General features: G+C 58.6%; 23 protein-coding genes. 12 read left to right on the top strand and 11 right to left on the bottom strand.

Annotation, left to right across the window (positions count from 1 at the left end; genetic code table 11):
• Window positions 1-107: 107 nt before the first annotated feature.
• Entirely contained in the window at window positions 108-1,598 is a 1,491-nt protein-coding gene (gene amrA, locus C1719_RS09570) for an AmmeMemoRadiSam system protein A (protein ID WP_102374892.1), read from the top strand.
• Window positions 1,591-2,460 carry an AmmeMemoRadiSam system radical SAM enzyme gene (gene amrS, locus C1719_RS09565; protein WP_342745911.1) on the top strand — a complete coding sequence of 290 codons (870 nt, stop codon included), beginning with the start codon at window positions 1,591-1,593 and terminating at the stop codon, window positions 2,458-2,460. Before amrA ends, amrS begins: the two co-directional genes overlap by 8 nt.
• A 48-nt stretch (window positions 2,461-2,508) precedes the next feature.
• Here amrS and C1719_RS09560 read toward each other — a convergent pair whose 3' ends face one another.
• From C1719_RS09560 to C1719_RS09550, 3 genes are all read right to left on the bottom strand, one after another.
• Complete coding sequence (locus C1719_RS09560) at window positions 2,509-3,837, bottom strand: MFS transporter (protein WP_102374890.1); 1,329 nt, start codon at window positions 3,835-3,837, stop codon at window positions 2,509-2,511.
• A 167-nt stretch (window positions 3,838-4,004) separates the two neighbouring features.
• Entirely contained in the window at window positions 4,005-4,691 is a 687-nt protein-coding gene (locus tag C1719_RS09555; protein WP_102374889.1) for a TetR/AcrR family transcriptional regulator, read from the bottom strand.
• Window positions 4,692-4,773: 82 nt separating this feature from the next.
• Window positions 4,774-5,493: an SOS response-associated peptidase family protein gene (locus tag C1719_RS09550; protein ID WP_102374888.1), complete on the bottom strand. Its 720-nt coding sequence runs from the start codon at window positions 5,491-5,493 to the stop codon at window positions 4,774-4,776.
• 260 nt (window positions 5,494-5,753) lie between these two features.
• On the opposite strand from C1719_RS09550, the gene C1719_RS09545 reads away from it, so the two are divergent.
• Entirely contained in the window at window positions 5,754-6,092 is a 339-nt protein-coding gene (locus tag C1719_RS09545) for a winged helix-turn-helix transcriptional regulator (RefSeq protein ID WP_102374887.1), read from the top strand.
• Between the two features lie 27 nt (window positions 6,093-6,119).
• On the opposite strand, the gene C1719_RS09540 is transcribed toward C1719_RS09545, so the two are convergent.
• The 3 genes from C1719_RS09540 to C1719_RS09530 form a co-directional block, all read right to left on the bottom strand.
• The gene (locus C1719_RS09540; protein ID WP_102374886.1) at window positions 6,120-6,326 is read right to left on the bottom strand and encodes a helix-turn-helix transcriptional regulator; all 207 of its coding nucleotides are present in this window, start codon (window positions 6,324-6,326) and stop codon (window positions 6,120-6,122) included.
• Window position 6,327: 1 nt separating this feature from the next.
• A complete protein-coding gene (locus tag C1719_RS09535; RefSeq protein WP_102374885.1) occupies window positions 6,328-6,687 on the bottom strand; it encodes a DUF3796 domain-containing protein in 360 nt (119 codons plus the stop codon).
• Between the two features lie 141 nt (window positions 6,688-6,828).
• Complete coding sequence (locus tag C1719_RS09530; RefSeq protein ID WP_180963551.1) at window positions 6,829-7,818, bottom strand: serine hydrolase domain-containing protein; 990 nt, start codon at window positions 7,816-7,818, stop codon at window positions 6,829-6,831.
• A gap of 429 nt (window positions 7,819-8,247) precedes the next feature.
• Here C1719_RS09530 and C1719_RS09520 point away from each other — a divergent pair, with 429 nt between their 5' ends.
• From C1719_RS09520 to C1719_RS09495, 6 genes are all read left to right on the top strand, one after another.
• Window positions 8,248-8,958, top strand: a complete 711-nt coding sequence (locus C1719_RS09520; RefSeq protein ID WP_102374882.1) for a lantibiotic protection ABC transporter ATP-binding subunit — start codon at window positions 8,248-8,250, stop codon at window positions 8,956-8,958.
• Window positions 8,955-9,746, top strand: coding sequence for an ABC-2 family transporter permease (locus C1719_RS09515; protein ID WP_219717845.1), 792 nt, complete (start codon window positions 8,955-8,957; stop codon window positions 9,744-9,746). The genes C1719_RS09520 and C1719_RS09515 overlap by 4 nt, the downstream gene beginning before the upstream one ends.
• 8 nt (window positions 9,747-9,754) lie before the next feature.
• Window positions 9,755-10,564: an ABC transporter permease gene (locus tag C1719_RS09510; protein ID WP_102374881.1), complete on the top strand. Its 810-nt coding sequence runs from the start codon at window positions 9,755-9,757 to the stop codon at window positions 10,562-10,564.
• Window positions 10,551-10,982, top strand: a complete 432-nt coding sequence (locus C1719_RS09505) for a hypothetical protein (RefSeq protein WP_102374880.1) — start codon at window positions 10,551-10,553, stop codon at window positions 10,980-10,982. The genes C1719_RS09510 and C1719_RS09505 overlap by 14 nt, the downstream gene beginning before the upstream one ends.
• 79 nt (window positions 10,983-11,061) lie before the next feature.
• On the top strand, window positions 11,062-11,760 hold the full coding sequence (locus C1719_RS09500) for a response regulator transcription factor (protein ID WP_425439805.1): 699 nt from the start codon (window positions 11,062-11,064) through the stop codon (window positions 11,758-11,760).
• Complete coding sequence (locus C1719_RS09495) at window positions 11,748-13,256, top strand: sensor histidine kinase (protein ID WP_102374879.1); 1,509 nt, start codon at window positions 11,748-11,750, stop codon at window positions 13,254-13,256. Before C1719_RS09500 ends, C1719_RS09495 begins: the two co-directional genes overlap by 13 nt.
• 284 nt (window positions 13,257-13,540) lie before the next feature.
• Here the strand turns inward: C1719_RS09495 and C1719_RS09490 are convergent, their stop codons facing one another.
• The 5 genes from C1719_RS09490 to C1719_RS09470 form a co-directional block, all read right to left on the bottom strand.
• On the bottom strand, window positions 13,541-14,284 hold the full coding sequence (locus tag C1719_RS09490; protein ID WP_102374878.1) for a 4Fe-4S dicluster domain-containing protein: 744 nt from the start codon (window positions 14,282-14,284) through the stop codon (window positions 13,541-13,543).
• A complete protein-coding gene (locus C1719_RS09485; protein ID WP_102374877.1) occupies window positions 14,284-16,785 on the bottom strand; it encodes a molybdopterin-containing oxidoreductase family protein in 2,502 nt (833 codons plus the stop codon). Before C1719_RS09485 ends, C1719_RS09490 begins: the two co-directional genes overlap by 1 nt.
• Window positions 16,786-16,919: 134 nt before the next feature.
• Window positions 16,920-17,153 carry a hypothetical protein gene (locus C1719_RS09480; RefSeq protein ID WP_102374876.1) on the bottom strand — a complete coding sequence of 78 codons (234 nt, stop codon included), beginning with the start codon at window positions 17,151-17,153 and terminating at the stop codon, window positions 16,920-16,922.
• Window positions 17,154-17,254: 101 nt separating this feature from the next.
• Window positions 17,255-18,460, bottom strand: a complete 1,206-nt coding sequence (locus tag C1719_RS09475) for an MFS transporter (protein WP_102374875.1) — start codon at window positions 18,458-18,460, stop codon at window positions 17,255-17,257.
• 178 nt (window positions 18,461-18,638) lie between these two features.
• The gene (locus C1719_RS09470) at window positions 18,639-20,309 is read right to left on the bottom strand and encodes a response regulator transcription factor (protein ID WP_102374874.1); all 1,671 of its coding nucleotides are present in this window, start codon (window positions 20,307-20,309) and stop codon (window positions 18,639-18,641) included.
• A gap of 378 nt (window positions 20,310-20,687) precedes the next feature.
• On the opposite strand from C1719_RS09470, the gene C1719_RS09465 reads away from it, so the two are divergent.
• The 3 genes from C1719_RS09465 to C1719_RS09455 are packed head-to-tail and all read left to right on the top strand — an operon-like array spanning window position 20,688 to window position 24,565.
• Window positions 20,688-23,267, top strand: coding sequence for a molybdopterin-dependent oxidoreductase (locus tag C1719_RS09465; RefSeq protein WP_102376018.1), 2,580 nt, complete (start codon window positions 20,688-20,690; stop codon window positions 23,265-23,267).
• A 4-nt stretch (window positions 23,268-23,271) separates the two neighbouring features.
• Window positions 23,272-24,093, top strand: coding sequence for a 4Fe-4S dicluster domain-containing protein (locus C1719_RS09460; RefSeq protein ID WP_102374873.1), 822 nt, complete (start codon window positions 23,272-23,274; stop codon window positions 24,091-24,093).
• A 10-nt stretch (window positions 24,094-24,103) separates the two neighbouring features.
• Window positions 24,104-24,565, top strand: coding sequence for a VOC family protein (locus C1719_RS09455; protein ID WP_102376017.1), 462 nt, complete (start codon window positions 24,104-24,106; stop codon window positions 24,563-24,565).
• Window positions 24,566-24,655 lie beyond the last annotated feature (90 nt).

Here is a 24,655-nt window from a genome sequence, read left to right as displayed (position 1 = left end):
GCTTTTGCACTGCTTCCTGCCAAATCGTTTTCAATTCCTTCTTAGGGGTTTCTGCCGTCTGTCGAACCGCGGTACAATCGCGGCATCGATTAAGACAGGAGGCCGCTATGTCGCTTGTTGCCGCATACATCGTTCCGCATCCGCCGCTTGCCGTTCCCGAGGTGGGAAGGGGGGAGGAGACCCGAATCGCCGATACGCTTTCGGGGTATTGCGAGGTCGCCCGCCGGATCGCGGCCCATGCGCCGGAAACCATCCTGATCGTGAGTCCTCACAGCGCCTACTACGGGGATTGGATATATCTCGGGGCTGGAAGCGCGGCTTCGGGATCGCTTGCGCAGTTCGGCGCGCCGCAGGTAGCGGCAGATCTTTCGTTCGACGAGGAGCTTCGCTGCGCGATAGAGGATCTGGCAGCCGAAAGGGGATTACCGGTTGGATGCGTGTCCGCTGCGGCACGCGAGCTCGACCACGGGATGCTCGTGCCCCTGTACTACATCGAACAGCGCTATCCTTCCGATAAGTATCGGACGGTGTCGATCGGCGGGTCGGGCGTCCACCGTGAAAAGCTGCTCGCGTTCGGTGCGTGCTTGGCCGAGGCTGCAGCCAGGATCGAGCGTAAGACCGTGCTTCTCGTCAGCGGCGATCTATCCCATAAGCTCAAAGCCGACGGTCCCTACGGTTTCGAACCGGCGGGCCCTCTTTTCGACGAGGGTTTTGCGCGGGTGGTCGAATCGGGCGATCCCCTTGCGTTCGCCGAGCTCGATCCCGTCATGTGCGAAGATGCCGCCGAGTGCGGGCTTTCGGGTTTCATCATGCTTGCGGGAGCCCTTGCCGAAGCGGAGCGGGAGAGCGGCGAGCCTTGGTCTTCGGAGCTTCTCTCGTACGAGGGCCCGTTCGGCGTTGGGTACGGAGTGGCGGCGTTCGAGCGCGAGGAGGCTGATCGCTCGCGCGAAGAAGCTTCGGCTGCCAAGGCGATGGCGGATGGGGACGGCGCCGATGAGGATGCCCAGGCTGCCGATTCGCCGGCATGTGAAGGCGGCGTCGGCGGCGTTTCGTCTGGCGAATCGATCGATGGATCCTGTGGCGACGACCCCCTTGCAGCGCTCGCTCGCCTGACGATCGAGCGATACGTGCGCGAGGGAGCGACTCCCGAAGCCCCTGCCTTGCCCGACGACTTGCCCCGACGCGCGGGGTGCTTCGTTTCGATTCACGTGGCGAGTACCAAAGAGTTGCGCGGCTGCATTGGAACGATCGAGCCCGTGCGGGCTGCATTGGCTCAGGAGGTGATCGCAAATGCGGTGGCGGCTTCAACGCAGGACCCGCGGTTTCCGGCGATAACCCCTGCAGAGCTTGCCGATTTGGATGTGAGCGTGGACGTTTTATTCCCTCCCGAACCCGCTCGGATCGCGGATCTTGATGCGAAGCGATTCGGCGTCATCGTGACCCAGGGCTTCAAGCGGGGTCTTCTGCTTCCCGATCTCGAGGGAGTCGATACGGTTGAGGAGCAGCTGCGAATAGCTTGCATGAAGGCGGGGATCGATTGGCGCGGAGGTTTCGACGGCATCGGAATAGAGCGCTTCGAGGTCGCTCGCCATGGGTAGCTCATCGGGCGCAGCGGGTGGCAGCATGCTTGCGTGCGGGGTTTGTCCGCATGGGTGCCGATTGCACGAAGGGTCTTTCGGCATATGCGGCGCACGAACCGTTCGCAGCGGAAAGGTTGCGAGTTTGAGCTACGGGCAGGCGACTTCGCTTGCGCTCGATCCCGTTGAGAAAAAGCCGTTTGCACGGTTTCATCCCGGTTCGATGATCCTGTCGTACGGAAGCTACGGGTGCAACCTCCGTTGTTCGTTCTGCCAGAACAGCGATATATCCATGGTGGACGCAGCGGGTTCTCTTCCGACTTATTTCATGTCACCCGAAAACCTGATCGAGCGGGCGATTGAATTGCGCGCACAGGGAAACATTGGCGTTGCGTTTACCTACAACGAGCCGTTCATTGCTCCCGAATACCTGATGGATGCGGCACGGCGTGCGCGCGGCGAAGGGCTTGCATCGGCGGCGGTCACCAACGGCTATGTTGCGAAACCCGTCTGGGATGAGGCGCTCTCTCATCTCGATGCCCTCAACATCGATCTCAAGTGCTTTTCCGAAGAGGGATACCGTTTGCTTGGAGCGCCTGGCGGTTTGGCCGTTGTCAAGCGCTCGATCGAAACGGCGCTGGAGGCGGGCGTGCATGTGGAGGTGACGACGCTGGTGGTTCCCGGCTTTTCTGACGACGAGGAGCTTTTCGAACGGGAATGCGCATGGATCGCCTCTCTCGATCCGTCGACGCCCCTGCATATTTCGAGGTTCTTTCCAGCTTATAGAATGATTGGTGCGCAGCCGACCCCGCCTGCTGTTCTCGGTCTTTTCCAGTCGATCGCCAAGCGCTATCTTGCGCACGTTTATTTAGGGAACGTATAGGGCTGCGACGCGCTGTCGGGCGACTGCGTCGCCGCAGCGAACGCGACCTCATGCGAGCGGATTCGGGAGGGTGCTGTGATGTGCGGGTTCGTCTTGTTCGCTTGCAGCCTTCTCGCACAATGCGGCAGGCAGATTTCCGAGTTCGTTTTTGAAGGTCTTCGCGGCAAAGGCGGCAACGCCGAGCATGACGAGTGCAACTCCGAGCGCAAGCGCCGGGGCGGGAACCGAGTCGAATCCTATTCCGAATATCAGCTGCCCTGCGGGCATAGCGCAGTTCGCTGCCGACATGGTGAGGGCGATCACCTTGCCGACAAGGTCTGACGGCGTCTCCATCTGCAAAAACGATATGCCGATGATCGAGAACATCGAGCACATCGCCATGGTCCATGAAAGGCTGACGAGCAGGATTCCGTAAACCGCCACCGGTGCGAGGGCGGATGCCGTAACGACGGCAATGGGGATGAAGCCGAGGGCTGCTCCGAACAGGAATCGAGGAGCTTTCCGAATGGGGAAGAGAGCGGGCTTGAGCGATATGACGACGCCGCCCGCAAGACCGCCGAGCGCGAGCGCCGCCTCGGCGAACCCCATCAGCTGGTTGGGGAGCCCCAGCACCTCGGTGACTATGTAAGGGGTGCCCACGATGATGAATGCCGACGCTACCAGATTGATGACGGTGGCGAGCAGAATCGTCTTCCACATAAGGGGGTTTAGCTTGAGGAAGGAAACCGCTTCTTTGATGTCGCCTTTGAGGATGGTTAGCGGACTGCCGCTCGATTCATGCCTAGCGGAGGGAATCTTGACGAAGACGATGATGAGGAGAGAAGAGGCGAGAAAGGCCCCTGCTGATACGGCAACGATGGGCGCAACGCCGAAAAACCCGAACACCAAACCGCCGAATACAGGGCCTACAAGACCGGTGAGCGCGCTGATCTGCGTGACGATCGCGGTGGCGGATGTGATTCGGTCGTGGGATACGACGGAGGGGACCGACGATTGGACCGTTGGCTGGTAGATGCTTTGGGCGGCATAGAGGACCATGAGTATGACGATGGTCAGAACGACGAGGTCGGCTGTTTGCGCCAACGCGAGGTAGGCGATCGAAGCGGCCGCCATGACGAGGTCGAGGACCGCCATGACGAGTTTCTTGTTCACGCGATCGGCGAGTACGCCCCCGATGGGCGTGAGGAAGATGTAAGGAACGAATGCGCAGGCCACCACGATTCCGTACAAGGTTGCCGAACCCGAAAGGTTCAGCAGGTAGAGGGGGAGCACGAACTTGAGTATCGCTTCGCCGAGCAACGAGAAGAGCTGTGCCGAAGCGACTGCGGCGAAGGGAGGGGTGAACAGGCGAGATGGGATGCAGGGTTTTTCGTTCATGATGTCCTTTCCTGTTAAACATACATACGGTTGGTATGTATAGTAGGTAAAAAGAATGCTGCGGAGCAGCGGGCGGCAAGTCGAGGTTTGGCGGCGGGGCGCGGGCTATGGCGGCGGGTCGCCTGTTGCCCAGGCAGCCTGCCGAGGCGGGGCGGGCTTTCGGGCGATCATGAGGCATCCTCTGATTCGAAGATCTCCGTATTCTCGTTGAACGTGTTGCGATATCGCTCAAGGGGCTCTTCGATGCCATCGGTGGCCAGCTCGACTCCGAGCACTCGGGCTATTTCGAGGTAGTAGGAGATGCGGGTTTGCAGTTCCTCGGGCGTTGCCATGCGAAACATCGGGCTTGCCCAAAGGTTGGCCAGCAGCACGAGCACTTCGGAGAATTCCTTCGGATGATCGGTTTTGATGGAGCCGTCGCGAACGCCCTGTTCGACGATGGGGCGAACGTAGCAAGGGGCGGTCTCCTCGAAAACCGATCGGTATTGCAGGCCGAGCAGGCGCGAATTCTTCACCGGATCGGTTGAAGGCGCGATGTGCGACCAGATTTCAAGTTGGGGTCCGTTGACCGATGCCTGGAAGAGCGCTTGCAGCTTTTCGGCGCCCGTCATGCGACCATCGTCGCGTATGAGCTTGAGTTCGCGGTAGAGGTTCTGGTTTTCACGATCGAGGGCTGCCGAGAGAATTTCATCCTTCGAGCGAAAGTGGTGGTAAACCGCGCCTTTCGTCAGGCCGCCAAGATTGTCGATGATATCTTGGATGCTCGTGTTGTCGTAACCCTTGGTGAAGAACAGCTCGAGTGCGACGTCGAGGATTTTCGCTACGGTCTCTTCGGGGTGCTTGTTGCGGGCCATGCGCATTCTCCTCTCGCTCGATCCATATACATACCAATGGTATGTATACTATAGATGAGCAAGGAGGAATGCAAGAGGTTTTTCAGGCTGTGTCGGAAGAGCATTCTCCGTCCTCCCAAAGCGGGCTTTGGCCGAGGATGGTGTTTTGAGAAGCGCTGCGGGCGGATTGCTCGGCTTTCGCATCGGTTGCGCCGCTTGCTTCGATTCCCCGGGAGGTGGCGATGAGCTCTATTCCCGTGCGATCGAATAAAACCTGGAAATCGGGTGAGAACCACAAGCCCAATTCGTGTTCGAGCAAGACAACCGGCATGCGATCGTGCACTGGCTCGACTGCAGCGTTCGGCGCGGTAGTCATGAGCGAAAAGCGGTCGTTTTGGTAGATGCCTGCCATAAACAGCAGGCTGCGCGGTCCGTCGAAACGATACTGCCGCTTGATCGGCTTGCCTGTGCGTTCGCTGAAAGACATTTCGGTTCTATGCGATTCGAAGAAACCGAAGGCTGGTATGACGCAGCGGCGGTTCAGGAGGGAATCGCGCCACAAGGCGCCTTTTTCGCCGAGCGCGGTTTCCGAACGGGTGTTGAACACGACGCCCTTTTTCCAGGGGACGGCATAACCCCATGTCTTTTCCGCAACGGCAAGGCCGCTGCTTTCGGAGACGATGAGCGGCACGATCGATTGCGGATAGGCATCGGCGCCGCGTGCGGGCCAATCCGGCATGATGTTGACATGGTTGTCGATCTCGATATCGCGAATGATCAGTTCGACTTCGTTGCGTGGAACCATGATGAAGTGCTTGCACATGCTGTCGCGTCCTTTGCTGCGAATTGCGCGCCTGTACCCGGTAAAATGATGATAGCGCAAACCGAGCGGGCTTTACAGGCGCGAGCTTTCGCGGATCACGAGCCCCCGCTCTTGCGAATGGCCGCGAATGTGCGATCCCGATACTTTCGTGGAGGCATTCTGGGAAATCTCTCGTACATGCGATCTTGCCTCCTTTTCCCCTTCATTGGTATCATATGAATACTAGCCTTCATTTTGAAACCAACCACGAAAGGCGTTCGATGCTCGACGAGTATGCAACGAAGCCGTCCCTTCCCGCTTGTCCGGTCGAAACCACGCTGGCGCTCATCAGCAATCGATGGCGGGTTCTCATCCTGCGCGACCTCATGGGGGGACCTCGCAGGTTCAGCGAGCTTAAAAAGAGCGTCGGCGCCATCACGCAGAAGGTGCTTACGGCGAATCTGCGCGCTATGGAGGAGAGCGGGCTCCTCACGCGCACCGTGTTTCCCGAAGTGCCGCCTCGCGTTGAATACGAACTGACCGATTTGGGCTACAGCCTCAAACCCATTCTCGACAGCATGCGGGAATGGGGCGATGGCTACAGGCGAAATTGCGGGTAGCCATCTTTTTCATCCGGCCGCCTTCGGTTATTCGAAATCGAATTCGAAGAGGACATCCAACGGCTCTTCCAGCACAAACGATATGCGAGCTGCAAGCTCGAGAGAAGGGTTGTATTTCGCGTTTTCGAGGCGGATGATGGTTTCTCTTCTGACGCCTACTTTTTTCGCCAGGTTTTCTTGGGTCAACCCCTTGAATTGCCGATACTGGCGTACGTGGCTTTTGAACCGTGTCATTTCACCCACCGATTCGATCCAAGCGATAGGTGTAGAAAGCCCATGCGTTCATCGCGCCCGCAAACCCGAAGGCGATGATCAGCAGCTCCGCGCGATACAGAAACGCAACGTCGGTGGATACGAAGCCGAAGAAGAGGCTCAGAGTGAAAATGCCCGTCAAAGTCCACTGAAAGACCGTTTGGGCTGCGAAGTACTTATTGCGGTAGAGCCTTTCGTCGGCATCGCCGAGTTTGTTCCACCAGTAGTATGCGAAGTTTCCGAAGAAGGCGAACGAAAGAAAGAAGACAGGCTCCCCTGTAATGCCCAAAAACCCGAGGAATCCGAGAAACCCCATAAGCCAATACAGCTTCTTCCATTCCATCCGATTCTCCTTAGTGATATATATGTATCATAATGTGGCAATTATAGCACTATTGGGGAAGAATGGAACAGCGATGCGGGGAAGATGATCGTGCGAATCGAAACATGCGGAGGCGTATCGTGCCCTGTTGGCGTACCTGAGTTAATCGCTCTTCAGGATCGAAAGGGCGAGCTTGTCCTCGGGCATGCTCAAGCCATTGACGCAATTAGAGAGCAGGGCAATCGCCCGTTTCTTGCTTTTGCTGAATGCGAGAAAGGTATGGAACAGGCCTGTCCTGCCGTTGTGCCAAACGATGTCATCGTCCTTTTCGATTACCCAACCAAGACCGATATCGAGGAGCCTATCGGAGTGTTGCTTCCGGTGGCTAAAGGTCAGATAGCTTCTTTCGTCGTAAAGGTTCATTTTCGCAAAAGCAATCATGTCGGCTGCATTTGAACAGATGCAGCCCGCAGGGGCGTATGCCGAGTCTTCAGACCACTCCCAGTTTCCGTAGTCGTTGCCTTTCTTGAAACCATGGACCATGTCCATTTTTCCCGAGTTACAAGAAGTCACCGAAAGCCCTAGATCGTTTTCGATAAAAGAGGTGATGCAATCGCGGTAGGAACCGCCCAACGCCTTGCCGAGTGTATGGCCTAATACCGAATATCCGAAGTTCGAATATCGGAACCGTCCCTTTCCCTTTTTTGGTTTGCGAGAGGCATCGATGATCGCACTGACGATCCAGTCGGATTTAAAGTCATCGAAGGGGTTGAACTGCCTTTTACTCGACGAGAGCGACCAGGAAACCGCCTCGAAGAAAGAATCGAAAAGCGCGGGGTCGCTGTAGCCCGAGGTATGCGTCGCAAGCTGGAGAAGGCTCGGGTAGACAATCCCAGGGGGCAGATCTATGTATTGGTCGATGGTGTCGCTGAGGCTCAGCATGTTTTCCTCAACGCATTTAGCAAGCAGGGTCGAAAGAACAACTTTCGAAACGGAACCGATTTCGTAAGCGCGGTATTCGGGTGCAACGGGGATGCCGTTGTTCCCAAAGCTCTTGATGGTGTCAGTGCCCTTTTCGTGCATTGCAAGGGTGAGCATCATGCCCGGTTTGTTTTTGCAGTATTTTCGGATCTTGTTTTCGTTAAATTGCATAAGAAAGCACCTATTCATCGGTTTGCCTTCATCATAGCGGAAAGGGTTCTGCTTATTCGAGCAGATGCGGCGGATCGCTTCGAAGATCTATTGGCTGGGGGCGATGCCGCAGCGTGCGCGGCGGCTCTCGGAGTGCGCAGCGGGTTGGGTTTCGACGCCCCTCGCAACGGTCGTTTTTCGCTCTCTTGCAACGCGAAAGCGTTTCGGCTTCGCCATCCTTGCGTTCTCCGCTTTGCATCCCGTCACCGCCGCCCAGCCTTGCTGCCCCTGCACTTTGCAACCCCTGCGCCTTGCGATCTCGTTGCGTCTGCGCGCCCCTGCGCAAAAAACCTTTCGGTCGTTACGGCTTCGTTAAACTTGCCGTTCATGCTGATATTCGCAACTGGAAGACATCCGATTTTCGGCGGATGCGAACGAAGGGAGTCAGCATTGGATTGCATGCTCGAGACGCACGGGCTCACCAAGCGCTTCGGCCGCGGCGACGCCGCCCAGACGGCCGTGGAGAACGTGAGCCTACACATAGGAAAGGGCGAAGTGTACGGGCTTTTGGGCCCCAACGGGGCGGGCAAGTCCACTACGCTCAAGATGATCTGCGGAATGCTCCGCCCCACGGAAGGCGCAATCGCCTTCGATGGGCATCCGTGGCGCCGCGATGATCTTTACGCCATCGGCTCGCTTATCGAGGAAGCGCCGATTTACCCCAACCTCACCGCACGCGAGAACCTTCGGGTTCGCACCACGCTGCTTGGACTTCCGGACGAGCGCATCGATGAGGTGCTGCGGACGGTAGACCTCGAAGGTACCGGAAAGAAACGCGCGGGACGCTTTTCCATGGGCATGAAGCAGCGGCTGGGCATCGCGCTTGCGCTACTCGCTCATCCGAGCCTTCTCATCTTGGACGAGCCCACCAACGGCCTTGATCCTATCGGCATCGAAGAGCTGCGCGACATGATCCGCGCATTTCCCGGGCAGGGCATAACGGTGCTCGTCTCGAGCCATATCCTTTCCGAGGTGCAGCAGATGGCCGATCGCATCGGCATCATCGTGCACGGTCGCCTTGCATACGAAGATGTGCTTCATCCTGCCGAGGATCTCGAGAAGCTCTTCATGGACGTGTGCCGGACAAAGGGGGCGGCATGATGGAAATGCAGGCTCGCACCACGCTTTTCTCGGCATTGCGTGCCGAGGCGCTCAAGTTCCGCCACGCGGCGCCCGTTCGCTTGGCCATCGTAATGGCTCTGCCGTTTGCGCTTTTGGGGGCTATGACGGGTTTCGGCGGCGCTCTTTCGTTTTCGCCCTGGAATTACTGGTACGCTCTGCTTATGCCCGTAACGATCGCCCTTGTCGCGGGGTGCGTGGCGAATGCCGATGCGCGTCTTAAGAATCGGCCGATCCTGGGTCTGGGCACGCCGCTCGGAATTTCGTGGTGGGCTAAAATCCTCTACTGCTTCGGTCTTTCGCTTCTCTCCAACCTCGTCGTTTTCGCGATCTATCTTTTCGCATCGGTCTTCGGCGGGGGAGGCCCTGATGCGGACATGTTGTTCGCGGCAGCGCTCACGATGCTTGCGGCGGCTCTCGCGGTAACGGTAACGAGTGCATGGATGATCCCTGCGGCGCTTTTCCTCACGGCTCGATTCGGCATGCTCGCAGGCATCTTTGCTCCGTTGGCGGTACAGCTTGTCGGCGGGTTCGCCTGGTCCGCGATGCCGGTCCCGCAGCTCTTTCCGCCGTCTGCGACTATGGTGATACCCACGGCGTTTCTGCCGGTGCTGCCGAGCGGCGAACCCCTCTCGGCCGATACGGTGCTCGGCGGTGCGCTTGCGTCGTCTGGCGCGCTCACATGGATCGGACTTGCGGTTGCCGCTGCGGTGTTCGCCGTCCTTTGCGCTGCGGGGGCGGCATGGCTCAAGCGATCGGAGGAGCTATGAGGCGGCGCATGACTTTTTCCGGCGCCATCCGTTCCGAGTTTACGCGTCTTGTGCGCTCGCCGCTTGCGCCCGCGCATCTTGTCTGCGCGCTTGCGGGGGGCTTTGCCTGCGGGCTGTACTTCGCCGTAGCGCCATGGGACGCCTCTGCGGGGGCGGATGCCTACGTGCAATTCCTTGGCGCGATGATGCCCCTTATGGCGGGCGTCGTCTGCGGGCTCGCGGTGGATGAGGAACGGCGTGCGGGCGGTCTTGCCAATCTTGCGGCGGTGCCGTCTCGCCGCATCGCTCTTGCCGCGCAGTGCACGGCGCTTTGGCTTATGGGACTTGCCGCCCTCGCTCTCGCTGTCGGGGTTTTCGCTGCGCTTCTGGCTGCGGCGGGTCGGCTTGCGTTGGATGGAGGAACGCTTGCCCTTTCGGTTGCGGGCCTCTCTTTCGGAAGCGCGCCTCTTTACGCGCTTATGATAGCGCTCTCGCTTCGCTTCGGGCGCAATGCCGCCATCGGCACGGGGGCGGCGGGACTCCTCCTCGCGTTCTTTTCGGTGGGGGGCCTTGCGCATGGCCTCATGACCGGCGAGCTTACGGCGGTGGGTTCGGGTCTGCTCGGCCTTGAGCCGTTTGCCTGGCCGGCGCGTTTGGGGTCTCTTGCAGTGGAGGCTGCAATAGCCGAAGCGCAGGGATCGGCGGCGATTTTCCTGCAAGTGGCCGATGCCGCAGCGACGACGGGAATCCTGTGCGCAGCTGCGACGCTGGCGGCTTTGACGGCGCTTCTTGCGTGGTTCGGACGATTCGAGGAGGGAAAAAGCCATGCGCAGTTCTGAAAAACGTTCGCATCGGGCGTCGGTTCTGCTTCTTGTCCTTGCGGCGGCGATCGTTGCGGCGGTTGCGCTGCTTCCAAGCTGCTCGGGCGGCTGGGGCGCGGTTGCCCAGTCGGTTCTCGATCGGCTTGTGCCCGGTCCTGTGGTTACGATGTGGGCACCGGTGCCGCATCCCGATTCCTATGTGGACAGTTACGGCGATGCGACGGGTGCGGGTACCAATTACGTTTACAAGGTGGATGCTGCAACCGGGGGAGGCGACCATCGCGAGATTACGATCATCTCCTTCGGCCGCAAGGCGAAAGGAGAAGGGTTTCTCGAGATCGATGCCAAGGGAGGAACAGGCGTTCACTACCGCGAGGTAACCGAAGCGGATGTGCCCGAAGGAGCCTTGACGGCGTTGCGGGGGGATGCCGACTGAGACCGCGGTGCCGTCTGGACGATGCCGGGCGGAAAAGCCGCAGCCAGCCGTTATCGAATCGTTAGAAACATCGGGTATCATGGCGAAAGCGGAACGAGGAAAGACGGGAGGCGCGATGGCGTGCATATTGGCGATTGACGATGAGCAGGCGATCCTTTCTGCGCTTGCGCGCGTGCTCAAGCGCGATGGGCACGATGTCGTATGCGCCGTCGAATCGGCGCGCGTGCCCGATATGGATCTTGCGCGATTCGATCTTATCCTGTGCGACGTGATGATGCCCGAGCTCGACGGGTTCGATCTTGTGAGGCGGATCCGACCATGCTTCGACGGACCGATCATTTTTCTGACTGCCAAGGTGGCGGAGGAAGATGCCGTTGTAGGCTATGGGCTGGGCGCCGATGATTACGTGCGCAAGCCGTTCGGTGCTGCCGAATTGCGGGCGAAGGTGGACGCGCACCTCAGACGAGAACAGCGCGAGCGCACGCATACCCTGCTTCTCGGGTCCGTGCGAGTGAATCTCGGTACCAAGGAGATCGCGGTGGGCGATACGCCCGTGCCGCTCACGCCCACCGAATACGAGATCTGCGAAGTCCTCGCTCGCCGACGTGGGCAGGTGCTTTCCCGAGAGCAGATTCGGGAAGCCGCCCTTGGCTGGGATAGCGATGCGGATGCCGCCGCTATATCCATGCATGTGAGTCGCGCGCGCAAGAAGCTCGGTCATGCGGGTGCCGATCCCATCGCAACCGTTTGGGGAATGGGGTACAAATGGCAGCTTTAAGGCCTTTTCGGCGGGGCATCCCCCTTTCTCTCGTCATCGTGCGCTACTTCGCCTACGTCATCGTGGCCGTCGGCATCGTATGGGTCCTGTCGTTTCTTGCGCTATCCGCAGCGATGAACGCAGGTGCTGTGTATCCTGCCAGTTACGGAGCGGGGCATGTCGACGAGACGGTCGAGGCGCTCCGTTCCGAGCGGGATTTCGATCCCGAATCGATCCCCACCGCCTACCGCTACGTGCGTCTGGACGATGCTGGCGCGGTGCTCGAGAGCGATTTGCCTGCCGACGAACTGGAATCCGCTCTGGACGTCGCGCGCAGCAGCCTTGAGGGCGATCGCGGCGAAATCGAGAGGGGGTCTGCCGCGGTGATCGGCCAAAACGGAGTCACCTATACGGTATTCGAACTTTCCGATTCCACGGTTTGCCTGCTTGCAAGCGAGTTCATGCCCCAGTTCGTCTCCCGCACGTTTCGCGATACCCTGCCTAATCCCCAAAACCTTATGCTGGTCGCCGCGTGCGCAGGAAGCATCGCTTCTGTCCTGCTCATCTCGCATCGCGCAAGCCGCACTATCGCACGCAAAATGGCGCCGCTCACGGATGCTGCCGACAGGATTGCGCAAGAAGACCTTGCGTTTACGGTGGGTTCGAGCAACGTGCGTCAGATAAACGATGTGCTCGAGGCGATGGAGCGCATGCGTTCTTCGCTCGAAGAGTCGCTTGAGGCGCATTGGCGCGCAGAACAGGCTCAGCGCAACCAGGTGGCTGCGCTTGCCCACGACCTCAAAACGCCCCTTACCGTGGTGCGGGCCAATGCCGACTACGTTGCAGAGGAAATAGAAGGCATGTCTGCCTTGAAACGCGCAGCTGATGCGGGTGGATCCGAAGACATCTCAGCCGCTGCGCGCGATGCCGCAGCGGCCGCGAAGCGGCTTGACGACTACGTGCGCCTGCTCATCGAAGCGTCGCACGGCGAAGCGGCAATCAGGGCCTGTGCGTTCGTTCGGCTCGACGAGTTCGCCGGCGAACTCGAGCGGGAGGTGCGCGCCCTTGCCCGCGCGGCGGGCGTTGCGCTTGAAGTCGATCGCGGATCGTCGCTTGCGGGAATGCGGTTGCAGGCTGATCGGGATGCGCTTGGCCGGGCTGTCGCGAACGTTGTGGCGAATGCCGTCGATCATGCGCGCGGGCGGATCGGTCTTGTTTTCGGGTACGATGCCGAAGGAGGATTTTTTACGGTGAGGGTCGACGACGACGGACCCGGGTTTTCTCCTGATGCGCTCGAGCACGGCTGCGAGCGGTTCTTTTGCGGAGATTCGTCCCGCACCGGCGCGCTGATGGGCGAGCACTACGGCATCGGTTTATCTGCGGCATCCGATGCGGTTATCGCGCATGGCGGCATGATCGAGCTTTCCAACAGAGTCGAGGAGTCGGGCCGTATTCTCGGCGCACGAGTCGTCTTGCGCATTCCCATATTCGGCGATCAGGCATCCTTGCGAAGGTAAGCCATATCTTGCAGCTGTATGCCGCCCTCGAACATCGGATGGTCGCAATCGTCTCTGAAGAGGTTCTCGTCCTTATGCGGAATGCGAAATCGAATCGTTTGTGGGCAATGCGGTACGAAGACAGGGGATGGGGGCCGATGAAGCACGGTGCAGGCGGTAGCGCACTCCCATCACCCCTGTAAACTAAGCGGGACTGAAAACTTTTGTTTCCAGTCCCGCTATCGGGGTTCAGCTCAGGTGAGGTCGCACCCCCCCTTTTTTTTGCATATGCGAGGCTCTCGCTTCTAGCCTTGGTCGCTTGACGTGGCGGCCATCACCTCGGCGACGGTGGCGTTCTTCATGCGCAGTTCGGTCGTGCAGATAACGTCGCTATCGAATTCCGTGAGGTTTTTGATGTCGGAATATACGTCGTCGGTCTTCGTGCGCGGCTTGGTGAGCTTGATGGCTTTTTCTACATCGTAGGGAATCAGCTGCTCCTTGGGCGGGTTCGGTTTCGCCACCCAGTTGGGCGTTGTGATGTCGGGAGACGGCATCGTTTCGATTTGGCGGACATCTCCGTACTTTTCAACCAGCTCGTCGATGGGGCCGAAGTCCAGGGCGCGCATGGGGCAGGCCGCCACGCAGGCGGGCAGTTGCCCTTTTTCCAGGCGATCGATGCACATGGTGCACTTGCTCATTTTGGTGCCGGGTTCATCGCTGGCGAACTTCGGAGCGCCGTAGGGGCACGCTTCGAAGCAGTTGCGGTCGCCAACGCAGAGATCCTGATCCACCAGTACGGCGCCGTATTTTTCTTCTTTGAAGACGGCGCCGTGATTGCAGGCTGAGACGCATACCGCGTTATCGCAGTGGCCGCAGCTAAACGCCAGGATGCCGATGGAGGTGTTCGGGAATTTTCCCTTCTCCCACATGTACACGCTCATCCATTTTTCCGGCCCGGGTCCGATGTCGTTCCAGTCCTTGCATGCAACCGAGCAGGCTTTGCAGCCGTAGCATCTGCCTTGGTCGAAGTAAAAACCGTACTGCGTCATTATTCATCGCCTACCTTCCTGATTTCCACAAGGCCAGCCGTTAGCAGCGCGCCCACGACGTGGGGCAGATGCGTGTCTCCTATGAGGAGGTTGCAGTTGCCGGCTGTATCGATGCCGTAGGGCATGAGTTTGGATTTGCGAACGTTATCGAACCTGGACCACTCGCCATGGCCGATGGATACCGTGCCGGGAAGCAGTTTGGAAGATACGTATGCGGTGATCTCCACTTCGCCGTATTGGTTGTACACTAAGACGCGGTCGCCCGTCTTGATACCGCGGTCTGCTGCGTCTGCCGGCGACATGCGGACCATATGATCGTAGCAATCGCCCTTAAGCCAGGGATTGCGGTCGTTGGATGAGTGCTGGCGGTATGTGGAAACCGGGGTGACCATCGACAGCGGGTAATTCTTCGTCCACGGATGGTAGTAGCTATCGTTTGCAGGAAGATCTTGGTAGGTGGGTTGCCAACGGGGATAGGCGTCCATCTTCCCGCCATAGCGGGTTTGGGTCAGATCGGTGTTCTTCACATACGAGCTCTCGAACTCGATCTTGCCCGACGGTGTTTTGAAGGGAGACCTGCCCCACGGTATGGTGTTCTTGAAGGGGTGGAACCATTCTCCCGGCTCGCCGGGAACACGGATGATGGGCATCTTCTGGAATTCCTCCCACGAGGGCGGCGTGACCCCGCTGTACTCCAGCATGCCGGTTTCGTCTTTGGCCCATTCCTCGTAAGCGGGCTTGTAGATGCGTTCGATAACCTGGTCGTCCCAGTCGCGCCAGTCGGTCACGTCGAGCATCTTCGGGCAGTACTTGTCTGCGAAACCGAGGCGACGCGCCAGTTCCATCCATACCCAGTCTTTTGAACGGATCTCCCCGGGAGGATTGACGCCCTTGCCTGCGAACAAGAAGTAGTTCTGCATGCCGGCGGGTGCACCCCAGTAGCGGTTGATGCCGAAGAAGTGCATGTCGGTAGATTCGAACTGGATGATCGGGGAGGGAAGCACGATGTCTAAAAACTCGATCGACGGCTGATCGGGATAGTATTGCCAGCCCCAGGAGAATTCCATGTCGGCGAAGCCGGCCATACGTTTTGAAACGTCGTGTTGGTTGTTGATATAGTTATTGGGGATGATGGCCATCTTCAGGTTGGGCAGCGGACTTCCCTTCGGGCAGCCGATGCGCCGGCGAAACTCCTCTTCGGTTATCTCACCGGCGGCGTAGAGCTTCTGGCAGTGCATGATCTCGGTGACTTTGTTGTTGTTGTTCGTGATGGGGTTCACCACATCGCCCTTGATCTGGCCGGTGTCGGGAACCGGGGGGAACACGCGGGGCTGGGTCACAAGAGATGCGCCGCCGCCTTCGCACCCGCCGGGAATGGAGAGGTTTCCGGTCATGGCCTGAAGGAGCATGGCCACCGCAGCTGCGTAATCGCCTAAGTTGCGCTTTGAGACGCCGTACATCTGCTGTAGGTGAACAGGCTTCATGGATGCGTAGTAACGGGCGAATTCGCGGATGGTTTCGGCGGGAATGCCGCAGATGGGTTCGGCCCATTCAGGGGTGTGCTCCACGCCGTCGACTTCGCCGACGATGTACTTGCGCCATTCCTCGAATCCTTCGGGCTCGACCCACTGCGCCACGTATTCATGGTCGTAGAGATCTTCGGTGTAGAGGACGTGGGCGACTGCGAGGCCGAACGCGGTGTCGGTGCCGGGGCGGATGGGGATCCACTGGGCGCCCAGGCACTCGGCGCTGACGTTGTACACCGGATCGATCAGGATGAACTTGCAGCCTCGTTCCTGGGCGAGCTTCATGTAGTAGGGAACATGGCCGAACCAGGCGACCATGGGGTCGAAGCCCCACAGCACTACCAGTTTGGAGTTAAGCAGGTCAGGGGCTTCGAAGCCGGGATAGGCGTCGCTTGTGCCTTTGATCAGGATGTCGGTCAGGCGAACGCCCAGATGGAAGTCCTCTGCCGCTGCGCCGCCCGAAGTGGAGTGGTCGCCCCAGCCGGTGATGGTGCCGGGCATGTAGGATGCAAACGGGAAGTCGGAGCTTTCGAATGCGACGTAGTAGCAGTAGTAGAGCCAGGGGTTATCGGGGTTTTCATCGGCCATCTGCTTCATTTTGCTGGCGATGGTGTCGAGTGCCTCTTCCCAGGAAATGCGTTCGAAGTGCCCTTTGCCGGCCCCTTTTTCGCCGATGCGCTTCATGGGGTACAACAGACGGTCTTCGGAATACAGTTCCTGGCGCCACGCGTGTCCCATGGGGCATGCGCGAGCCTGAAGCATGCCGGTTTGCACGGCCTCTTCGTTGTCGTCTTCGCGTGCAATGCCCGCGTTCACGGAATCGTCCGGTTCGATGGAAACGATCTTGCCGTCCTTCACGCCGCACTTTATGAGGCAAGTAGCATCCCAGCAGCCGTTGTTGTGGCACGTGGTGTAAAAATGCTCCACCCCCTCATGGCGCTCGCTGAGTTTCTCTACAATCGATTCTCTTGACATTGTGCCTCCTCTCTTATCAGCAATGCGATGAAAAGATACCTATGCGATGCGGGCAAGCGGTGTGCTCGGACGGGCGGCTGCGAAAAGCGGTCCTTCCAGGCGGGTTTCAAACTAACCCAGATCGCGAAAAACCGTTACTTTGCGGCGTCGGCAGTCGTGTCGCTGTGGAAATTCGAAAAACCGCCTACCGCTTTGGAGATGAATACGCCTTCCGCTTTGGAAAAAAGCACCTGCGTTGCCATAAGGTCTTTGATGGTGATGCCGAATGCACCCATCGCCTCCTTTTGGGTTTTGCCTTCGCCGATAAGCATGTTCAGCTTATCGGCCTTATCCTGCGGATCCAACGCCATGAATTCCGTCCGATCCATGGAATACCTCCTTCTGTCGAGACCAATACAATTCGATAGACTGCACGGCATGCGGGTGCGCGTTACAGCCGAAGCACCCAAGAGGCTCGAAGTCGCAGGGATCAGCTGCGATTCGCCTTTTCGCGTACGAGGACGACGCAGACCAAACCGACGACGGCCAGCGGTACGCAAAACGCGAGCGATGCGGTATTCCAGTTCCAAGCAAGGCCGGCGGCGACTACGGGGAAAACGGCCGAACCGATGACGATGCCGAGGTTCTGAAGGAAGGCGACGATCGCCATGCTGAAGCCGATCTTCTCAGGCTGATGCGTGAGCTCGGGGATGATGGAGAATGTGCCTGTTGCGCACGATGCCGAGAAGAACGCGAATCCGATTACGAATACGTAGATGAGCGTGATGTTGTCGGAGAAGCCGAACGTCAGGAATATGATCGCGCCTACGAATGCGAATACCAGCAGACCTTTGCGTGTTCCAATCTTGTCCGATACGATGCCCGATATGGGCCCGAGCGCCAGCACGCACAGGTTGGTGATGCTTGCGACGAAGCCCGAGGCCTGCGGATCCATCGAATGGACGTCTGCCAAGAATGTCGGGTAGAAGCTGCTGATGGCGCCTGCGTTGAATGCGTTCCATGTCATAAACGCCACGGCAACCATGATGATGCTGAACATGTCGGGCTTGCGCGTGACGCCGGTTGCGGTTTGCCCGTCTTCGGTTTTTTCAGCAGGTGGCTGCGAATAGCATAGCAACGCGAACACGAGGGTTGCCAGGCAAAGCGCTGCAGAAACCCACCAAACCGATCGCCACCCAAGGCCTGCGGCCAATGCGGGGGCGGTGTTGAACGCGAGCACGGTACCGGCGGGGAACCATACCGACCAAATGCCCATTGCCAAGCCCTGTTTCGCGCGTGGAATGATGGTTGCGATGGCGGCCGGCCCCACAACCGAAATCAAGCCCATCCCGATTCCTTCGATGAAGCGCGAAGCCAAAAGAATCGCCACGTTGCTGGCTACGGCTCCGATCGCGCTGCCGATGGCCAGGCTCGCGGCTGTGATGATGAGGCTCTTTTTGATACCCAGTTTCGCAAGGATAGCGCCCGCTGGAAACGCCAGCACGACGCCGATTATCGAGAACATCGACATAACCCAACCGATGTTCTCGTCGGTAAATCCGAGTTCGGGGATGATTATCGAAAACAGCGGCGGTGCTTTGAACATACTGTACGCCGATAAAATCCCGATGATGAAAACGATAGAGAAAACCAGCCACCGACGACCCATGGAAAACGATTGATCTTTCTCGCTCATGGTACCTCCCAGCTTTCGAATGACGTTGTCGTGAGTGCAACTTGCGGCGCTGTCCTGGCGGAGCGGTCTATGGGAGGGACTATAGCCGCCCTGCGCCGAAAGGACATCGAACGATTTGCGTTAAACGTGGTTCTGCCTCAAGCGAGATGCAGTAGGTGAAAGGAGGCGTGCTTGTTGATCAGGCGTTTTCAATTTCTGTTTGTTCGACTTTATCGATGAGCTCCTGCAGCGAATGGACGCCGCATTTACGGTAGATGTTGGCGATATGCGTCCTTGCGGTATAGTTGGATACCATCAAGGCGTTTTGTATGTATTCCGCATTGCGTCCCTTCGCCATGAGCACGAGCACCTCTGATTCGCGCGGTGACAGATTCGACTGTTCGCACACGGCCTGGCATTTCATTCTGAAATATCCGAGCGTCAACTGCCCCGATTTGGCATCGGGGGGCATGCGCGAAGCGGGCGTTTCTTGGGCTGGGGTTGCTTCTGCGCCTTCTTCGGCAAGCGTTTTTTCCGGAAACAGAAGGGCTATCCAATCGAGCGGGCTTCGTTCCATGCAGGTCATGGCGTAGATCAGCGCGATTATCGTTACCAGGCTGCTCACGTAAAGAGGATACAGAGGATCGGTTCCCGCAGCGCTGGCGAGCAGTGCCCCGGCTGCGATGGATACGCCGAACGTCGCGTACTCGACCGCACGGTTGAACCCGATGGCGAACGCCGAGGCTATGTCGTAGGCGCGAATGACCATCACGACGTACACGAGGCTCGTTATATCGACGATCATGAAACCGGCCATGATGGATATTCCCGCGATTTCTTTTGCGGCGGGCCAAGGATACATCGCGCCCATGATGCCGACGATGAATACCGCAATCGATATCCGACGGAGCAATTCGGGCGCTTGCCTGCCCGTCAGCTTGCTGTACGCCAGCATGGTGATCGTTCCCGCGATGGCGGCGCCGATGGCTGCATTGGGGGTGAAGGCGGCCAAAACAGGATTGCCGTTGGGCAGTATGCTTCCCTGCAGAAAGCCGAATGCCGCGCTGAATACGGCAAGGTTCGCCGTGCAAGCGGCAAGCGGGCGCATGGCGCCCTTATGGTCGCTCAGGCCGCGTCCTCCTCGATCGGCGCTGCGGACGGGCGTTTGGCGAATGCTGATGGCGAGCATGGCGGCTGATAGCGCCGGCAGCGTGACGAAGCAGATAAAGGCGATTTCGACGGTGAGGTGCCGTATGAAAAACGCTGCCAACGCGCCGATGACGAGGGAAACCGAAATGTATTTCGTCGCGTAGTTCGTTTCCGTTTCCGAGTAGAAGTGCAGCCATGCGAACAGCAGCAATGCCTCGGATGCGCCTGCGATGGCAACGAATACGGCGGTGGCGACGGACACTCCGAAGAACTGCGTGTATATGATTCCGATCGTCGCGATAACGCCCGTTGCCGCAACCCCCGATATTGCAAGCGGAGAGAGAAGCGGCTTTAGCACGTCTGTCTTGCGGCCTATCAGCGAGAGGCCGAAAAACGTTATCGCCAGAGCGACGTTCAAGGTAAGCTGCCGCAAAAGGAGTACGTGCGCATCGGGCTCGGCTGCCTCTGGCATGGTTGAAAAGTAAATGAGCAGAAAATGCCATCCCATCAAGATGCCGTAGCCTAAAAGCCTAAACGGAATGTTGGTGTAGCGAGTCCACGCGGGCGGGTCGCCTTTGCGTCCCGGTTCGGCTACGGGAGAGCCGGAGTCCGGGTGGCTTGCCGTAGAAAGGAGGGCTTCTGAGGCAGGTTTCTTCGTTGCGCTGTTCCGGGACGAGGTGGTCTTGTTTGCTGCGGTGTCATTTGGCTTTATAGCTTCCATAGTCCGTCCTCCAACTCGGCGACTACCTCAGCATGCTGTATGCGTCTGAGGTCTTTCAATCGGATCGAGGTATAGCCCGTTTGTATTTCGGGTTATACACTCGAACGAGGTTCCGTCCTGGCAGACGTGCCTATGGCTCCGGGCTTCAGCGAAAGCACCGACAATCATCATACTACATGGCGGCGAAAGGGGGGAAGGACGCGTTTTCGTTCAACGGCAACGCGGACGACGCTTTTGCTTGGTTTCCGCGAGAAAACGTGCGAAAACCAAGCGATCGAACGGTGGCAGGATGCTCGACGGGTATAGCTTGCTTTCCACTGGGCGCGGAAAGCAAGAGAAATGCATCCTGCAAACAAATGCCTTGAGGAAGGAGAAGCAATGCCAGAAACCGGTGGCAAGACGGTATACAAATCTTTGGGTCTCTGCGGCTTCGGGTTGGGCTCCAACTCCGCAGCCGTCGATGTTAAAGACGGAAAGATCCTGCGAATACGTCCTATGCACTATGACGAGAAATACGATTATGAAAGCATGCGTCCATGGAAGATCACGGCTCGAAACGGAGCTGTGCTCGAACCGAAGACCCATACGCTTCCGACGCCCTTGCAGTACGCGTACAAGAAACGCGTTTACTCGAAAAATCGCGTACCCTATCCGCTCAAGCGCGTGGATTGGGATCCGGATGGCGAGCGTCATCCCGAAACTCGCGGCGAAGCAAAATACGAGCGCATCAGCTGGGATGAGGCCACCGATATCATCGCCGCCGAGCTAAAGCGCATCTACGCCGAGTACGGCCCCTTTGCCGTCTTGGCCCAGATCGACGGCCATGGCGAGTCGAAGATTATCCACGCCGCGCACGGCTGTCCTGGCAAGCTTCTCGACCTTCTGGGCGGCTATACCCTGCAAGCCCGCCAGCCCGATTCGTGGGAAGGCTGGACCTGGGGCGCCAAGCACATCTGGGGCATGGATCCCGTCGGCAAGCAGGCTCATACCGAAAATCTGTTCAAGGATATCGCCGAGAACGGCGATTGCGTGATCATGTGGTCGGGCGACCCCGAGACCACGCCGTGGGGATGGGGCGGCATGATGCCCGGGCGCGTCGAGAGCTTCTTCACCGAGGCCGGCATCAAACAGATATTCATCACGCCCGACCTGAACTACGCCGCTGCAGCCCATGCCGACAAGTGGATCCCCGTGCTTCCCAATACCGATGCTGCGCTGCAATGCGCCATCGCGTACGTGTGGATGAAAGAGGGTCTGTACGATCGCGAGTGGGTCGAGTCCCATTCCGTCGGCTTCGATTGGTTCGAGCGCTATATTCTGGGTGGGGAAGACGGCGTCGCGAAGACTCCGGCATGGGCCGCTCCCATCACCGGCGTTTCTGCGCGTCAGATCAAGGCGCTCGCCCGTTACTGGGCCAAGCACGCCGTGTCGATCGGCCATTGCGCAGGCGGCGGGCTCATCCGCGCAGCCTATTCAAGCGAACCTGCTCGCTTGGAGGTATGCCTGCTCACCATGCAGCAGCTTGGAAAGCCCGGCGCCGGGCAGATCAACTTCATGGATGTCGGTCTGTTCGGAATCGACGATATCTATCCCTTCCCGCGCTGTGAGCTCCAGCCCGATATGAACTCCGTTTACCATGGTTGGGCCATGCTCACCGAACCGGTGAACTTCATTCCGAAAACGCTGATTCCCCAGGCTATCATGAACCCGCCGGTTCATTGGTCAGGCGGCCACGTTATCGCGGGCATGCCCGCTCAAGACCAGTTCATCGAATGGGACTTCCCGCAGCCCGGCGCTGGCGAGATTCATATGATATGGACTGACAGCCCCTGTTGGCAGACCTGCTGGAACGGCGGCAACGAAATGCAGCGCGCACTGCGCCATCCGAATCTGCAGTTCATCGTCGCCCAGCACCCGTGGCTTGAAAACGACGCCCTGTTCGCGGACATCATTCTTCCCACCACCACGAAGCTCGAAGTAAACGACATTTCCTCCGATTTGTTCTCTGGTCAGTACAACATGATCCTTCACGAAGAGCAAGCCGTGCCGCATGTCGGCGAATCCCTTTCCGATTGGGAGGCCGTGGGCGAGGTCGCCAAGAAGCTCGGTCTGTACGAGCAGTATGCCGAAGGCACCGAGGACGAGCTTATCAAGAAGGGTTTCGAGAATTCCGGGTGCGAGAAGTACATCAGCTACGAAGAGTGGATGGAGAAGGGTTATTTCGTCGTTCCTACCGCTGAGAACTGGGAAAACGATCGTCTGCACATGCGTCCGTGGTATGAGGATCCGGAAAGCGAACCGCTGTCGACGCCGACTGGCAAAATCGAGTTCTACTCCACTGCGCTTGCCGAGCATTATCCTGACGACGTCGAGCGTCCGCCCGTTCCGCACTTCGTACCGTATGGGGAATCGCATTCCGAGAGCTTGCTGCATCCGCGTGCGAAGGAATACCCGTTCTTGCTCATCACGAACCATCCTCGATGGCGCGTGCATGCGAACAACGACGACAACACCTGGATGCGCGAGTTCGAGACCTGCAAGGTCGAAGGCCCTGACGGCTATCTGTACGAGCCTATTTGGGTCAATCCGCTCGATGCCGGACGCTTGAACCTGCACGACGGCGACATCTGCAAGATTTTCAACGAACGCGGCGCGGTTCTGGGCGGCGTTCGTCTGAGCGAGCGCGTGATTCCGGGTGCGCTGTATCAAGATCACGGTGCGCGCGTCGACAGCATCGTTATCGGCGAGTTCGACCGCGGAGGCGCGAACAACCTCATCTGTCCGTCCAACACCACATCGAAGAACTGCCCCGGTGAGGTAACGAACAGTTTCTTGATCAACATCGCCAAGGTCGATGTGTTCGAACTTGCCAGGCAATATCCTGTCGAGTTTGCAAAATTCTACGACAAGGACACGGGTCATGTAGCCGAATCCTGCATCATCAAGGAAGGGGAGTAGCCCTATGAAGACCTTTGTCATCGATGTAGCCAAGTGCGTTGGTTGCCGCAGCTGCCAGTTGGTTTGCAAAGACGAGCATTGCGATAACGATTGGATGCCCTACGCGGCTCCCCAGCCCGATGTTGGCCAGCAGTGGCTCAACGTCGAAGAGAAGGAGCGCGGTCAGGTTCCGAAAGTCACCGTCTCCTATACGCCTATCATGTGCCAGCATTGCGAAAGTGCGCCATGCATGGCTGCAGCAAAGGACGGTGCCGTGTATCGGCGTGACGACGGCCTGATCGTCATCGATCCGGTGAAGGCGAAGGGCCAGAAGGCTATCATGGAGGCGTGTCCGTACCACAAGGTGTTTTGGAACGAGGAGCTCGACATTCCGCAGAAGTGCACCGGGTGCGCTCATTTGCTCGACGACGGCTGGTCTGTACCGCGCTGTGTCGAGGCTTGCGCCCACGACGCGCTGCGATTCGGCGATATCGAGGATTTCGCCGGCGAGCTTGGTGACGCGGAAAAGCTTCATCCCGAATACGGTACCGGCCCCAGCGTGTACTATCTGAATCTTCCGAAGCGCTTCATCGGCGGTGAGATCGCCGATCTCGAAGAAGAGGAAGTGCTCATCGGAGCCAAAGTCGTTCTTACCGATCTCGCTACGGGGGAGACGAGGGAGACCGAATCCGACGACTTCGGGGATTTCTGGTTCCGTCAGATCGAGCCGTCAGACTACAGCATCACGGTCGAGGCCGAAGGGTATATGCCACGCACCGTTTCCGATTTCATCTCGACGATCGAGAAGGATCTGAACGTCGGGACGATCGCCCTGTACCGTGCGTAAGGAGGCTTTCATGGAGCTGAGCAGCCAGCATTCGGGCATTTACTGCCGGGACATAGAAGAGTCCCTTGCGTTTTACGCCGACGTTCTGGGATTCGAGCTGTTGTTCGAGTCGCTTGCCATGGAAGGCGACAAGCCGCTGAAGATGGCGTGGATGCGCCACCCCGGCGGCACGGTGGTGGAGCTTCTGGAGCAAGAGGATAAGACGCCGCTCGAGACGGCCGCGGTTTCGCTCAACCACTTGGCATTTCGCGTTCCCGATATGGATGCGGCTGTGGCTCATCTGAAGGAGCACGGCGTCGAAATGGAGGCGGGGCCGTTCGATCCTCCGCTCGACTTCGATCGTGCATGCGATTTGGACGGCACGGTGTTCGCCGTGTGCAACGAGAAGGGCTTGAACATGCGCATCGCGTTTTTCAGGGGCCCGGGAAGCGAGCGTTTCGAACTCGTGCAGGACAACATTTCCGGCCTGTAGGTTAGAACCTTCGGCGGCGATGAAGCGGGGTGGGGCATAGGGCTCCGCCCCGCTTCGCTGCTGTTTCAGGGTATGCCGCTGCTGAAAACC

Source organism: Raoultibacter massiliensis, assembly GCF_900199545.1.
Lineage (GTDB): Bacteria > Actinomycetota > Coriobacteriia > Coriobacteriales > Eggerthellaceae > Raoultibacter > Raoultibacter massiliensis.
The sequence above is the reverse complement of the archived record's forward strand: the minus strand, read 5'-3'. Positions and strand labels throughout refer to the sequence as shown.